Source organism: Streptomyces sp. NPDC034043, assembly GCF_055575675.1.
In genome coordinates, this window is record NZ_JBVISF010000004.1 from 322,586 (window position 1) to 335,219 (window position 12,634).

General features: G+C 71.7%; 12 protein-coding genes. 7 read left to right on the forward strand and 5 right to left on the reverse strand.

The window, feature by feature from the left end; genetic code table 11:
• Positions 1–3: 3 nt before the first annotated feature.
• Complete coding sequence (locus tag ACZ51S_RS12795; protein ID WP_388934995.1) at positions 4–1,128, reverse strand: serine hydrolase domain-containing protein; 1,125 nt, start codon at positions 1,126–1,128, stop codon at positions 4–6.
• A 185-nt stretch (positions 1,129–1,313) separates the two neighbouring features.
• On the opposite strand from ACZ51S_RS12795, the gene ACZ51S_RS12800 reads away from it, so the two are divergent.
• Entirely contained in the window at positions 1,314–1,937 is a 624-nt protein-coding gene (locus ACZ51S_RS12800) for a hypothetical protein (protein ID WP_468475547.1), read from the forward strand.
• A 155-nt stretch (positions 1,938–2,092) separates the two neighbouring features.
• Here ACZ51S_RS12800 and ACZ51S_RS12805 read toward each other — a convergent pair whose 3' ends face one another.
• From ACZ51S_RS12805 to ACZ51S_RS12815, 3 genes are all read right to left on the reverse strand, one after another.
• Positions 2,093–3,403 carry an extracellular solute-binding protein gene (locus tag ACZ51S_RS12805; protein WP_468960726.1) on the reverse strand — a complete coding sequence of 437 codons (1,311 nt, stop codon included), beginning with the start codon at positions 3,401–3,403 and terminating at the stop codon, positions 2,093–2,095.
• Positions 3,404–3,855: 452 nt separating this feature from the next.
• Positions 3,856–4,473, reverse strand: a complete 618-nt coding sequence (locus ACZ51S_RS12810; RefSeq protein WP_468475549.1) for an SMI1/KNR4 family protein — start codon at positions 4,471–4,473, stop codon at positions 3,856–3,858.
• 55 nt (positions 4,474–4,528) lie between these two features.
• The gene (locus tag ACZ51S_RS12815) at positions 4,529–4,885 is read right to left on the reverse strand and encodes a DUF192 domain-containing protein (protein WP_468475550.1); all 357 of its coding nucleotides are present in this window, start codon (positions 4,883–4,885) and stop codon (positions 4,529–4,531) included.
• An 80-nt stretch (positions 4,886–4,965) separates the two neighbouring features.
• Between ACZ51S_RS12815 and ACZ51S_RS12820 the strand changes: the two genes are divergently transcribed.
• On the forward strand, positions 4,966–5,670 hold the full coding sequence (locus ACZ51S_RS12820; protein ID WP_468475551.1) for a prepilin peptidase: 705 nt from the start codon (positions 4,966–4,968) through the stop codon (positions 5,668–5,670).
• A 131-nt stretch (positions 5,671–5,801) separates the two neighbouring features.
• Here the strand turns inward: ACZ51S_RS12820 and mgrA are convergent, their stop codons facing one another.
• Positions 5,802–6,839, reverse strand: a complete 1,038-nt coding sequence (gene mgrA / locus ACZ51S_RS12825) for an L-glyceraldehyde 3-phosphate reductase (protein ID WP_468475552.1) — start codon at positions 6,837–6,839, stop codon at positions 5,802–5,804.
• 127 nt (positions 6,840–6,966) lie between these two features.
• Here mgrA and ACZ51S_RS12830 point away from each other — a divergent pair, with 127 nt between their 5' ends.
• The 5 genes from ACZ51S_RS12830 (at position 6,967) to ACZ51S_RS12850 (ending at position 12,616) form a co-directional block, all read left to right on the forward strand.
• The gene (locus tag ACZ51S_RS12830; RefSeq protein ID WP_468960729.1) at positions 6,967–7,728 is read left to right on the forward strand and encodes an isoprenyl transferase; all 762 of its coding nucleotides are present in this window, start codon (positions 6,967–6,969) and stop codon (positions 7,726–7,728) included.
• Positions 7,729–8,045: 317 nt separating this feature from the next.
• On the forward strand, positions 8,046–9,362 hold the full coding sequence (locus ACZ51S_RS12835; RefSeq protein WP_468801006.1) for a PhoH family protein: 1,317 nt from the start codon (positions 8,046–8,048) through the stop codon (positions 9,360–9,362).
• A gap of 408 nt (positions 9,363–9,770) precedes the next feature.
• Complete coding sequence (locus ACZ51S_RS12840) at positions 9,771–10,490, forward strand: aggregation-promoting factor C-terminal-like domain-containing protein (protein ID WP_388934239.1); 720 nt, start codon at positions 9,771–9,773, stop codon at positions 10,488–10,490.
• 127 nt (positions 10,491–10,617) lie between these two features.
• Entirely contained in the window at positions 10,618–11,958 is a 1,341-nt protein-coding gene (locus ACZ51S_RS12845; protein ID WP_468475555.1) for an AI-2E family transporter, read from the forward strand.
• Entirely contained in the window at positions 11,942–12,616 is a 675-nt protein-coding gene (locus ACZ51S_RS12850; protein WP_468475556.1) for a hypothetical protein, read from the forward strand. The genes ACZ51S_RS12845 and ACZ51S_RS12850 overlap by 17 nt, the downstream gene beginning before the upstream one ends.
• Positions 12,617–12,634: the final 18 nt, after the last annotated feature.

A 12,634-nucleotide genomic window follows, 5' to 3' on the forward strand; every position in this document is an offset into this window, starting at 1 on the left:
GCCCTACAGCGCCCCCGCCACCTTCAGCACCGCCGCCGCCAGCGGGCCGTTCTCCGGGGCCGTGCCGCCCGGGAAGCCGAAGCGGCGGCGCGTGTACCCGTACGCGATCCCCGTGACCGGATCGGCGAAGCCCAGCCCGCCCGCGGCGCCGCAGTGCCCGAAGGCCTCCGGGCCCACGGCGTGCTGCCGCTCGAAGCCCAGCCCGAAGTGGTCGGTCTCCGAGGTGACCGCGTCCGTGCCCGGGGTGTGCGGCCGGGCCACGTCGGCCACGGTCTCCGGGGTCAGCAGCGCCGGAAGGCCGTTGAGCCCGCCGATCGCCGCCGCGTACAGGGCCGCCACGCCGCGCGCCGTGCCGATGCCGCCGGCTGAGGCGGGGCCGAGGGCCTTCACCTTCGGGTGGTTGGCGTACGCGACCACGTCCATCGGCGGCTCGTGGTGCTGGTTGAAGGCGATCCGCATCATCTCGGGCATCGCGCCGGCCGCGAGCACCTCCGCCTGCGCGGGCGTCGGCAGCATCTCCAGGACCGGCTTCCAGCGGCCCGCGAGCCCCTCCGGCAGCCCCATGTACAGGTCCAGCCCGTACGGCGCCCGCACCCGCTCCTCGTAGACCTCCTGGAGGGAGCGGCCCGTGGCCCGCCGCACCACCTCGCCCGTCAGTGCGCCGATCACGAAGGCGTGGTAGCCGTACGCCGTGCCGGGCTCCCAGAACGGCTCCTGCCCGGCCAGCCGGGCCGCGACGAACGCGTCGTCCGCGACCTCCTCGTACGAGAAGCCCTCGTCGGTGCCGATCAGCCCGGAGCCGTGCGCGACCAGCTGCCGCACCGTCAGCCGCTCCTTGCCGTGCCCGGTGAACTCCGGCCAGTACGCCGACACCGGGCGTTCCAGGTCCAGTACGCCCTCCTGCGCCAGCAGCGCCACGACCAGGTGCGCGGCGCCCTTGGTGATGGAGAAGACCCCGCTGAGGGTGTCGCCGTCGGTGTCCTCGCCGCCCCACAGGTCCACCACGGTCCGCCCGTGGTGGCGGACCGCCAGCTGGGCCTCCGGCGGGTTGGGCTCCAGCGCCACGAAGGTCTCGAACGCCTCCCGGACCGTCTCCCAGCCCGCCGCGGTCGTCCCGTTCACCGTCACACCCATGCCGTCCCCCGTACCGTTCGCGGACCGTCCGTCCGTCGGGCACAGACAACCAGAGTCGCGCGGACGGCACTGCGGCCCGGCAGCGGAGTCCGTCACCTGCGCGTCCGCCGGCCGTTCCCGTACGGGTGAACGCGCGCGCGGCATCGTTCCGGCCCGCCGCGGGGCCCGTTGGTCCGGGCATGAAGCGCACTCGCACCGCCGCCCTCGCCCTCGCCGCGGCCGCCGCGGCCGTCGCCCCCGCCCTCGGCCAGGCGTCCGCCACCGCCGCACCGGGCACCGGGTACCTCCAGGACCCGGCCGGGGGCGAGCACGAGATGAAGTCCCTGTGGACCAAGGACCAGAAGCACAAGCTGGAGGGCCAGGTCCGCTTCCACCCCGGGATCCAGTACGAGACGGTCTCCCGTCCCGCGCTCCCCGGCGACCCGAGGGACGAGCGCCGGGTCGCCGACCCGGACACCCTGTCCTGGATGCCCTCGTACGAGTTCGCCTGGGCCGTGTCCGACGTACTGGTGAACAAGGGCCTGACCACGAAGAACGGCAAGCACCCGATCGTCGTGCGCGCCGTACTGCGCGACGCGCGCGGGACCGCGCGGGCGGAGGTGGAGCAGGAGCTGACGGGGCAGCCGGCGACGGGGCGTCAGAAGGTCGCGGGCGGCGAGCGCATCGCGTGCGACACCGGTCGGTACACGGTGGAGTGGTCGGTCACGCGCACCCACTACGGGACGCTGACGGGCACGCTGCGCTGGGACTCCGGCTGCGAGCGCTACCGCACGGCGTTCTCCGGGAAGAACGGACCGGCGTAGCACGGCGGGAGAAGAGGAGGAGGCCTGTCGCCCCGCGCACCTCGTGGGTGCTCGGCGGGCGACGGGGCCACGGCCTTGGATCAAGCGCCGTGAGCCATTCTGCCGTACGGGATGGGGTGCGGCAGGGAGGCGGAGGTCCCTGTTGCGGGGGACCTTCAGCGCTTCTTCTTCGAGGCGGCGCCCGCCCGGGCGGCGATGTCCTCCAGGACGGCCTTCGGGTCGCCGCCCGGCTCCACGGCCCGCCCGATGCTGCGCTTGATGGTGTCGCTGACCGTCACCCAGGCCGGGTCGTTGACCGGGTAGAGCTGCGCGCCGCGCAGGGCGGTCAGGAACTGCTCGTCGTTCTTGTCGAGGCCGCCGCCCGCGGGGGTGCGGGAAGCGGTGACCGTCGAGGGCAGCAGGTGGTAGCGGCCCGCGAAGTCCGCCAGGTTCTTGTCCTGGTAGACGAAGTCGAGGAACTTGCCGATCTCCTCGCGCTTGCCGTTCTGCTTGAACGCCATCATCCAGTCGGCCACGCCCACGGCCGGCGGGGTCTCGCCGGTGCCGAGGTACTCCGAGACCGGCATGGCCACGGTGCCGACGGTGATGCCCTTGGCACGCGCCTCGTGGGAGAGCGACGGGTAGCCGTTGAGCATGCCGACCTCCCCGCGGAGGAACGCCGCGAAGGCGTCGGCGCGGTTCAGCTGCGAGGGCGGGACCGGACCGGTCAGCCCGGGGCCCACCAGCTGCTCCTTCAGCCACTTGAAGGTCTGGATGTTCTGGTCCGAGGCGAGGCTGTAGTTGCCGCTGCTGTCGGCGTAGCCGCCGCCGTTGCCCAGCTCCCAGATCATCGCCTCCGCGTGTGCCTCCTCGGGGCCCAGCGGCAGGGCGTACGGGTACCGCACGCCCTTGGCCTTGAGCGCCGTCGCGGCCGCCTTCAGGTCGGTCCACGTCTTGGGCTGCCAGGACGTCGAGCCGTCCCTGGAGACGACGCCCGCGTCGGCGAACAGCTTGGTGTTGTAGAAGAGCAGTCGGCTGCTCGCCACGAAGGGCAGGCCGTAGAGGGTGTTGCCGACGGACCCGGCCTCGGCGAGGGGCTGGAGGAAGTTCGCCTCGGCGGTGACCGAGAGCAGTTCCTCGGCGGAATACAGCTTGCCCTGGGCGGCGAAGTCCGAGTAGGAGCCCATGAGGGCCATGTCGGGCGCCTTGCCGGCGTCGACCATGCGGGAGACCTCGCGGTCGATGTCGGCCCACGGGATGAGCTTCACCTCGACCTTGATGCCGGGGTTGGCCTTGGTGAAATCGGCCGTCACCTTGTCCCAGAAAGCCTTGGAACTGTTGGCGGAGGTGTTGCCGTATTCGGCGGCGACCAAGCGCAGCGCATCGCCGTCTTCGCCGTCGCCGGAGGAACTTCCGCAGGCGGACAGCGGTATCAGCAGGCCGAACACGGCTGCTGACGCGGCCGCGCCGAACATTCTTCTTCGCACGGGTGGATACCCCTGATTTTCTTTTGAGTCCCGTTGTTACTTATGAGTTGCTCCGGGCTGGGGTGTCCCGCCGTGGCCCGTCTGGCCGGAATTCTCTCCTGAAGGCGGTGGGATCGATTCCATCGGGTAGGCAGTTGTGTCGGTTGCTCCAACCATCGCTTTTCCCATTTGTGTTTTCCGATATGGGGCCGCCCCGTCGGACGCGCGTAGAAATACGAAAAAGCCCGTTTCCGGCAGGGAAACGGGCTGGGGTGCTTTTCCGGCGGCGCGTGCCGGCCGGGGCCGGCCAGTCCGTCTCTTCCGGATCTTTGCCTGACCCGCGACGCCTGGCGCGGCACCTCGCCGCGTTGTCGGCACAGCCGGGTACGTCCAGTACGCGCGCTGTACCTCCGCCTTGCGAGGCACCGCACCGGACGCCGCGGGCTTGACCGGCAAGATCCGGAAGAGACGGCCTAGTCGGCGAAGTCGCCGGCGTAGGGGTCGGGCTCGCCCGTCTCCGGGTTACGGCCCTCCTGCCAGCGGCGCTGGGCCTTGCGCCAGTGCACGAAGCTGAGGTGGCCGCCGTCCCAGAAGGTGATGCCGACGGGGCTCACGTCGAACTCGTCCGAGCACAGCCGCAGCAGGAATTCGGCCATGCCGTACGGGTAGACGGCGAAGGCGTCGGCGGTGTGCCGGCCCGCGACCAGCACCGGCCACCGGTCGGGGTCGGGGTCGGTGGTGAGCCAGCACAGGATGTCGGCGCCCGCGGTGACCCCCCAGGCGATGATCGACTCCGGGTCCACGTCGAAGGCGGCCCGGCCGCCCCCCGCCTCCCACGCCTGCCGGGCGTTGGCGGTCTCCTCGGCCATCTCCGCCGGGTCCCACTGGAGTCCGGGCTTGGGCAGCGGCAGCAGGATGCCGGCCTCGCCGTTGATGGAGCCGGCGCCGAAGCGCCCCATGAAGGCCACGTAGTCCGCCGGGAACCGGGTCCCCCAAACCGCCTCGGCCGCCTGCCAGTCGATGTCCTCGTCGGCGCCGTGCGTCGCCGGCATGATCTGCTCAAGCGCCTTGATCCGCGCGTTCTCCGTCATGCCGCTCCCCTGAGACCCCAGCTCAACCGCCCCAACCTACCGCCCGCGCGGCGCCTCACCCAGTCCGGGTTGAGACGGCCACCACGCTCCCCACGGCCAGGCCCCAGCCCGACATGGCCCCCGCCCCGGCCTCCAGCACGTGCCGCGAGCGCAGGCGCGGCAGGCCCAGGCGGCCCGGGGGCATGGTGGTCAGCGCGATCACGCGCATCCGGCGGTCGAGGTACGCCACGTCGATCGCGAACCGCATCCCGAAGGTGTGCACGCTCCCCGCCGGGGTCAGCAGCAGCGCCCCGTCGACGCCGTCGCGGCCGAGCAGCCCGCGGGTGCGGGCCCGGTAGGAGGCGGCGACCTCCAGGGGGATCACCGCGGTGCCGATGCGGAGGGTGCCGGGACCGTCCTGCCAGTGCGCCATGCGGGTCACCCTAAGGGCCGTCCCCCGATGGGGTCCTGGGGCCCATCCGCGTCGCCGTGCGGCGGCCTACCGTCGGCTGGATGGGCGCACTCGTGATCATTCCCGCCGCGGCGTACGGCGCGGCCGCCGGCCTGGCGCTGCCCCGCGCCGCGTACCGGCTGTCGGTGGAGCCGGGGGAGCCCTGGCGGGGCCACTGCCCGCGGGGGCGGCCGCTGGCCGGCTGGCTGGGGCCCGCGCCCGGATACGGGCCCCGCGCGGGCCGCCTCGCCGTCCTCACCGGCGGGGTGTGCGCCGCGCTCGGGGCGGCCGTGGGGGCCCGGCCCGAGGCGGCGGTGTTCGTCGCGCTCGCACCGGTGCTGGTGCTGCTGGCCCTGGTCGACCTCGCGGTGCACCGGCTGCCCGACGTGCTGACCCTGCCCCTGGCCGCCGTCTGCGCCGCACTGCTCGGGGCGGCCGCGCTGCTGCCGGGCGCCGCCGGGTCGTGGCGGCTCGCGCTGCTGGGCGGGCTCGCGCTCGGGGCCTCGTACCTCGTGCTCTTCCTGATCAACCCTGCGGGCATGGGCCTCGGCGACGTCAAGCTGGCGCTCGCCCTGGGGGTCGCTCTTGGGTGGTACGGGTGGGGGGTATGGACGGCGGGGGCCTTCCTGGGGCTGCTCTACGGCGCCCTGTACGGCCTGGGCCTGGTGCTGAGCGGCCGGGCGGCCCGTGACCAGGGCTTCGCCTTCGGCCCCTTCATGGCCGCCGGAGCCCTCTCCGGAGTGCTGCTGGGCGGATTCGGAGCGTAATCATCTTGCGCCGATGCACGCAGGACGCTTTACGAAGGGTTATGGTGGAACCCCCCCCTCGGGCCGGTCCGTATCCCCCCCACGGACCGGCCCGTTTTCTGTTCTCCGCACCCTCGGGCCAAAAGCGCAGGTCAGCCGCGCTGGGCCCAGATGTTGGTGCCGGGGGTGGACACCGCGAAGGAGTCGATCTCCTTCAGTTCCTGCTCCGTGAGCGGTGCTCCGGCCAGCGCGGCGACGTTCTCCTCCAGCTGCCGGACGCTCGACGCGCCGATCAGCGCGGAGGTCATCCGGTCGTCGCGCAGCACCCACGTCAGCGCGAGCTGGGCCAGCGACTGGCCGCGCCGGGCCGCGATCTCGTTCAGCCCCGTGAGCCGGCGGACCACGTCCTGCGAGAGCAGCGACGGGTTCAGCGACTTGCCCTGGCTGGCGCGCGAGCCCTCCGGGATGCCCTGGAGGTACTTGCCGGTCAGCAGGCCCTGCGCGAGCGGCGCGAAGGAGATGCAGCCCATGCCGGCCTCCTCCAGGGTGTCCAGCAGCCCGTCCTCCTCCGTCCAGCGGTTGATCATGGAGTACGAGGGCTGGTGGATCAGCGGGCGCACGCCCATGTCCGTCAGGATCCGCGCGGCCCGCGCCGTCTGCTCCGCCGTGTACGAGGACACGCCCACGTACAGCGCCTTGCCCTGCTGGACCGCGGATGCGAGCGCGCCCATGGTCTCCTCCAGCGGGGTGTGCGGGTCGAAGCGGTGCGAGTAGAAGACGTCGACGTAGTCCACGCCCATCCGCTTCAGCGAGGCGTCCAGTGAGCCCAGCAGGTACTTGCGGCTGCCCCATTCGCCGTACGGGCCGGGGTGCATGAGGTAGCCGGCCTTGGTGGAGAGCACCAGCTCCTCGCGGTACCGCGCGAAGTCCGCGGCGAAGATCCTCCCGAAGTTCAGCTCGGCCGAACCGGGCGGCGGGCCGTAGTTGTTGGCCAGGTCGAAGTGGGTCACGCCGAGGTCGAAGGCGCGGCGCAGGATGGCCCGCTGGGACTCCAGGGACCGGTCGTCCCCGAAGTTGTGCCAGAGGCCGAGGGAGATCGCGGGGAGCTTGAGGCCACTGCGGCCCGTGCGGCGGTAGGGCATGGAGTCATAGCGCGAAGGCTCTGCCCGATAGGGATTGTTATCAGTCACGATGTCCTTGCTATCACGTACGTCTGACCGACCGAGTTGGGTACCCGATCCCGCCGCGCAGTAATGTGGCGGACTCGGGGGAGACCGCAATTGGCACGGGGGCATTGCACGGAGGGGCTCGAAGATCGTGAAGCTGCGCGACCTGGTGTACAGGCTCTATGCACGCCGGGTGGAAGGCCGCCTCGACCATGACGCGTCGCCCAAGCACATCGGCGTCATCCTGGACGGGAACAGGCGCTGGGCCAAGGCGTCCGGAGGCACGACGGTGCAGGGCCACCAGGCCGGCGCCGACAAGATCTCCGAGATGCTCGGATGGTGCACCGAGACGGACGTCGAGGTCGTCACCCTGTGGATGCTCTCCACGGACAACCTGGACCGGCCGGAGGTCGAGCTCCGGCCCCTGCTCAACATCATCGAGAACACGGTCCGGGGCCTCGCCCAGGACGGCCGCTGGCGCGTCCACCACGTGGGCAACCTGGACATCCTGCCCGCGCGGACCCAGACGGTGCTGAAGGAGGCCGAGCAGGCCACCCACGACGTCGACGGGATACTGGTCAACGTCGCGGTGGGCTACGGCGGCCGCCAGGAGATCGCCGACGCGGTCCGTTCGCTCCTCCTGGAGCACGCCGAGAAGGGCACCTCCTTCGAGGAGCTCGCCGAGGTCCTGGACATCGACCACATCGCGGAGCACCTCTACACCCGCGGCCAGCCCGACCCCGACCTGGTGATCCGCACCAGCGGCGAGCAGCGGCTGTCCGGATTCATGCTGTGGCAGAGCGCGCACTCCGAGTACTACTTCTGCGAGGTCTTCTGGCCGGCCTTCCGCAAGGTCGACTTCCTGCGCGCCCTGCGCGACTACGCCGCCCGCCACCGGCGGTACGGCACCTGACGGGAAGCGGCTGACGCCCCCTCGGCCCCGTCCGTCCCGCGCGCGAACCCTTCACCTGGGATTCACCGAGCGTCCGTCATATGCCATGGCATGGCGGCGCTCGTTCGAGGGCATAACCCAGGCAGGTCGACGCCCGATCCACGGGTGTCGAGTCTCAGCGGACGGCACAGGGCCGTCCGCCCGGGAGGCCCTTTGCACCAGGACGCGCGTGCGGTTCGCACGGACGGATTGGAGGGCCGGAATTCGGCCCTGGCACTGGCGCCGATGACCGGTCCGGTCTTCATGGCCCGACCTCTTCCGAGGGGGTACGTCCTTCCGTGGTGACCAGCACAAAGCGCCGCCTGCCCGACAGGCGGACCTACGTCCTCGACACCAGCGTCCTGCTGGCAGACCCCAACGCGTTCTCCCGGTTCGACGAGCACGAGGTCGTGCTCCCGATCGTGGTGATCACCGAGTTGGAGGCCAAGAGGCACCATCCCGAACTCGGCTACTTCGCCCGTCAGGCCCTGCGTCTGCTCGACGACTTCCGGGTCCGCTACGGTCGCCTCGACGCTCCCATCCCGCTGGGCGATCTGGGCGGCAGCCTGCGCGTCGAGCTCAACCACTCCGACCCCGGCGTCCTGCCGGCGGGCTTCCGGCTCGGGGACAACGACTCGCGGATCCTCGCGGTCGCCCGCAGCCTCCAGGCCGAGGGCTACGACGTCACGGTCGTCTCGAAGGACCTCCCGCTGCGCATCAAGGCCTCCTCCGTGGGCCTGCTCGCCGAGGAGTACCGCGCGGAACTCGCGATCACCGACGCCGGGTGGACCGGCATGAGCGAGCTCGCCCTCTCGGGGGAGCAGGTGGACCTCCTCTACTCCGAGGAACGGCTCCACGTACCGGAGGCCGCGGACCTGCCCGTGCACACCGGGCTGATCCTCCAGTCCGAGCGCGGCAAAGCCCTGGGCCGGGTCACGTCCGACGGCAACGTGAAGCTCGTACGCGGCGACCGCGAGGCCTTCGGGCTGCACGGCCGCAGCGCCGAGCAGCGCATCGCCCTGGACCTGCTGCTCGACCCGGAGATCGGGATCATCTCGATGGGCGGCCGGGCCGGTACCGGGAAGTCGGCGCTGGCGCTGTGCGCGGGCCTGGAGGCCGTGCTGGAGCGGAGGCAGCATCAGAAGGTCATGGTCTTCCGCCCGCTGTACGCGGTGGGCGGGCAGGAGCTCGGCTACCTGCCGGGCGACCAGACCGAGAAGATGAGCCCCTGGGCCCAGGCGGTCTTCGACACCCTCTCGGCGGTCGCCGGGCGCGAGGTCATCGAAGAGGTGCTGGGGCGGGGGATGCTGGAGGTCCTGCCGCTCACGCACATCCGGGGCCGCTCGCTGCACGACGCGTTCGTCATCGTGGACGAGGCCCAGTCCCTGGAGCGCAACGTCCTGTTGACCGTTCTGTCCCGCATCGGGGCCAATTCGAGGGTCGTCCTGACCCATGACGTGGCCCAGCGCGACAATCTGCGGGTCGGCCGGTACGACGGAGTGGTCGCCGTCGTTGAGAAGCTGAAGGGGCATCCGCTCTTCGCCCACGTGACGCTGACCCGCTCCGAGCGCTCCCCGATCGCCGCACTGGTGACGGAGATGCTGGAGAACCTCTAAGGAGGGAAGGGGCTAAAACCCCCATACCGGGACGGTCAGTTGGCGCCGTCCGGCAAAGGCGGAGGAGCCTAGCCGGGCGGCGTCCTGCTGCACAGGTGTTTTCCGAAAACAACGGTGACATCGCAGGTGTGACCTTTCCCACGCAACGCGGAATTGCCCTGCGGCATCGAGGTCCGGCAGAGTCTGTTTTCCGTCAGGCCCCGCATACGGCACACCTGTATCCCTCGTGGGATGCGCACCACAACTCCACAGCCGATGTCCGTATGCCGCCCGGTACAGCCGGCAGCCCCCGTAAGGGAGTTGCCCACGGGCCCGTGTCTCCAGTGACCTCATCACCCCGGAGACCAGTGTCGAGGGGGCACTCTTGCGACCGCGCGGTCACTGCGGACGCTGCTGGAAGGACACCGTGTGAGCCGGATCTCGGTCCGGGGGTTCGCAGTGGCTTCGGCCACCGCGGTCACCACCGTCGGCGCAGTCGTGGGCGTCGCCACTGGCGACGCCTCCTCGAACGACCTCGAGACGACCGCTTCCGGCGCGACTCTCCTCACCGACATCCCCGTCGGCGAGCAGGCCCAGGTCCAGAGCGGCACCCTGGCGCAGCAGGCGGACAGCATCGCCCACGCCGCCGACACCGACGCCAAGCGCTCGGCGGAGGAAGCCGCCCGCATCCAGGCCGCCGAGGACGCCAAGTCCAAGAAGGCGGAAGCCGAGAAGGCGGAGCAGGCGAAGAAGGCGGAGGCCGACGCCAAGCTCAAGGAGCAGCGCGAGGAGCAGGGCGAGATCGCCAGCCGCTCCGCCGCCCGCGACGCCGGTGACTTCCCGGTCCAGGGCTCCTACACGGTCGCCCAGGTCAAGGAGATCGCCCGGCAGCTGGTCCCCGCGGGCCAGTTCCAGTGCTTCTCCAACATCATCAACCAGGAATCCACCTGGAACTACAAGGCCGTCAACTCCTCCTCGGGGGCCTACGGTCTGGTCCAGGCGCTCCCCGGTTCGAAGATGGCCTCGGCCGGCTCCGACTGGCGCACCAACCCGGCCACCCAGATCAAGTGGGGCCTCGGCTACATGAACGAGCGCTACGGCAGCCCGTGCAGCGCCTGGAGCTTCCACCAGGCCAACGGCTGGTACTAGGCCGTCTAAAGCTTCGGCATAGGGCCCGCGCACAACCTCGGGGAACCCCGCACCGTCCGACGGTGCGGGGTTCCTCGCGTGTACGGTCGTGCGAGGTGTCACCGCTGGGCGGGGGGAAAGGAACGACATGGCGAAGAGGGCAGGCTGGCTCGGCCGGCTCGGCAGCAGGCTGAGCCGGATGGAAGCGGCCCTGCACGAACGGCGGGCCGAGGTCGAGGCCGAGGTCGCCGGCGAAGCGCCGCTGCCCGCCTCCGCCGTGGCCGCGCCGGCGCCGGGCGGCGCGGCACCCGGCGCGGCCGGGGCGGTGCCGCCGCCCCAGCGGCCCGAGCCGGTGACCGTCATCCCGTGGGGCGTGCGGGTCGCCGCCGAGGCGAGCTGGCGGCTGCTGCTGCTCGCGGGCATGGTCTGGGTGCTGATGAGGGTGATCAGCGAAGTCCGCCTGGTCGTGCTCGCCTTCGCGGCCGCCCTGCTGGTGACCGCGCTGCTCCAGCCGTTCGTGGTGCGGCTGCGCCGGCTCGGCCTGCCGCGCGGGCTGGCCACGGCCGTCACCGCGATCCTCGGCTTCGTCGTCATCGGGCTGGTCGGCTGGTTCGTGGTCTGGCAGGTCATGGAGAACCTCGACGACCTCTCCAACCGCCTCCGCGAGGGCATCAACGAGCTCAAGACGTGGGCACTGGACAGCCCGTTCCACGTGACCGAGAAGCAGATCAACGACATCGCGAAGAACCTCAGCGAGACCATCGGCACCAACACCGAGGAGATCACCTCCGCCGGCCTCCAGGGCGTGACGGTCCTCGTCGAGGTGATGACGGGCATGCTGCTCGCGATGTTCTCGACGCTCTTCCTGCTCTACGACGGCAAGAACATCTGGACCTGGGTGCTGGGCCTCGTCCCGGCCGCCGCCCGTCCCGGGGTCGCGGGCGCGGGTCCGCGCGCCTGGCGCACGCTGACCGCGTACGTGCGCGGCACGGTGCTCGTCGCGCTGATCGACGCCGTGTTCATCGGCCTCGGCCTGTACTTCCTCGACGTCACGATGGCCGTACCGCTGGCCGTGTTCATCTTCCTGTTCGCCTTCATCCCGCTCGTCGGCGCCGTGATCTCCGGCGCCCTCGCGGTGGTCGTGGCGCTGGTGACCCAGGGGCCGGTGATCGCCCTGGCGGTGCTGGGCGTGGTGCTGGCGGTCCAGCAGATCGAGGGGCACGTCCTCCAGCCCTTCATCCTCGGCCGGGCCGTACGGGTCCACCCGCTCGCGGTGGTGCTCGCGGTGGCGGCCGGCGGGATGATCGCGGGCATCGGCGGGGCGGTCGTCGCGGTGCCGCTGGTGGCCGTCACCAACACGGTGGTGGTCTACCTGAGGGCCTATTCGCGCGAACGGCAACTCGGGGCCGTCTCCACCGGTCCCGGCCCGCACGGGGCCACGGCGGTGGATGCCGCCGGCGTGGAGGCCGGGGATGATCAGCGAGCCTGAGCTCGGAGGGGAGTGGTCCGGCCGCCCGCCCGCGGAGTTCGCGGAGCCGCCGGAGCGCCGGGAGAGCCGCCCGCGCGCCCGCTGGCCGTGGGCGCTGGGCGGGGCCGCGCTGGCCTCCGCCGCGTGGGCGGGGACGCTGGCCGTGCAGGAACGTCACTCCGCCGCCGGGCCGCCCGTCCGGTACCGGCACAGCGAACAGCTGTGCGCGGAGACACCGCTGAAGGCGGTCGGCGCGGTCGCGGGGGACCTGGGCGCGGGCGTGCCGAGCCATGGCGAGAGCGCCGCGCTGGACTGGTCGCACTGCTTCTCCGCCGGGGGGCGGGGGGACGAGCCCTTCACCCACGACGCGCGGGTCCTGGTCGAGCTGCACCGCGAGACGGATCCCGAGGCGGAGTTCGGCTGGGGGCCCAGCCTCAACGAGGACCTGCGCTCCCCGTCCGTGGAGCGGGAGGAGGTCCCCGGCCTGGGGGAGCGGGCGGTGTTCTCCGGGGAGGAGTCCGGGCCCCGGCTCCAGGTCCTCGACGGCGGGGCGGTCTTCACGATCCGGATCCGGTGGTGGCGGACGGGCGAGGAGGGCACCGACCTCGACGTGGACGCCGTCAAGGCGGCGATGGCCGAGGACATGCGGGCCCTGATGGCCCGGCTGCGCGTGAGGTGACCCGCCGGGAAGCGCCGT

Excerpts from the sequence above, each read along its gene's own strand:
- ACZ51S_RS12820 (WP_468475551.1), top strand. The coding sequence starts at position 4,966 with ATGGGCGCACTCGTGATCATTCCCGCCGCGGCGTACGGCGCGGCCGCC.
- ACZ51S_RS12845 (WP_468475555.1), top strand. The coding sequence starts at position 10,618 with ATGGCGAAGAGGGCAGGCTGGCTCGGCCGGCTCGGCAGCAGGCTGAGC.
- ACZ51S_RS12800 (WP_468475547.1), top strand. The coding sequence starts at position 1,314 with ATGAAGCGCACTCGCACCGCCGCCCTCGCCCTCGCCGCGGCCGCCGCG.
- ACZ51S_RS12815 (WP_468475550.1), bottom strand. The coding sequence starts at position 4,885 with ATGGCGCACTGGCAGGACGGTCCCGGCACCCTCCGCATCGGCACCGCG.
- ACZ51S_RS12850 (WP_468475556.1), top strand. The coding sequence starts at position 11,942 with ATGATCAGCGAGCCTGAGCTCGGAGGGGAGTGGTCCGGCCGCCCGCCC.
- ACZ51S_RS12810 (WP_468475549.1), bottom strand. The coding sequence starts at position 4,473 with ATGACGGAGAACGCGCGGATCAAGGCGCTTGAGCAGATCATGCCGGCG.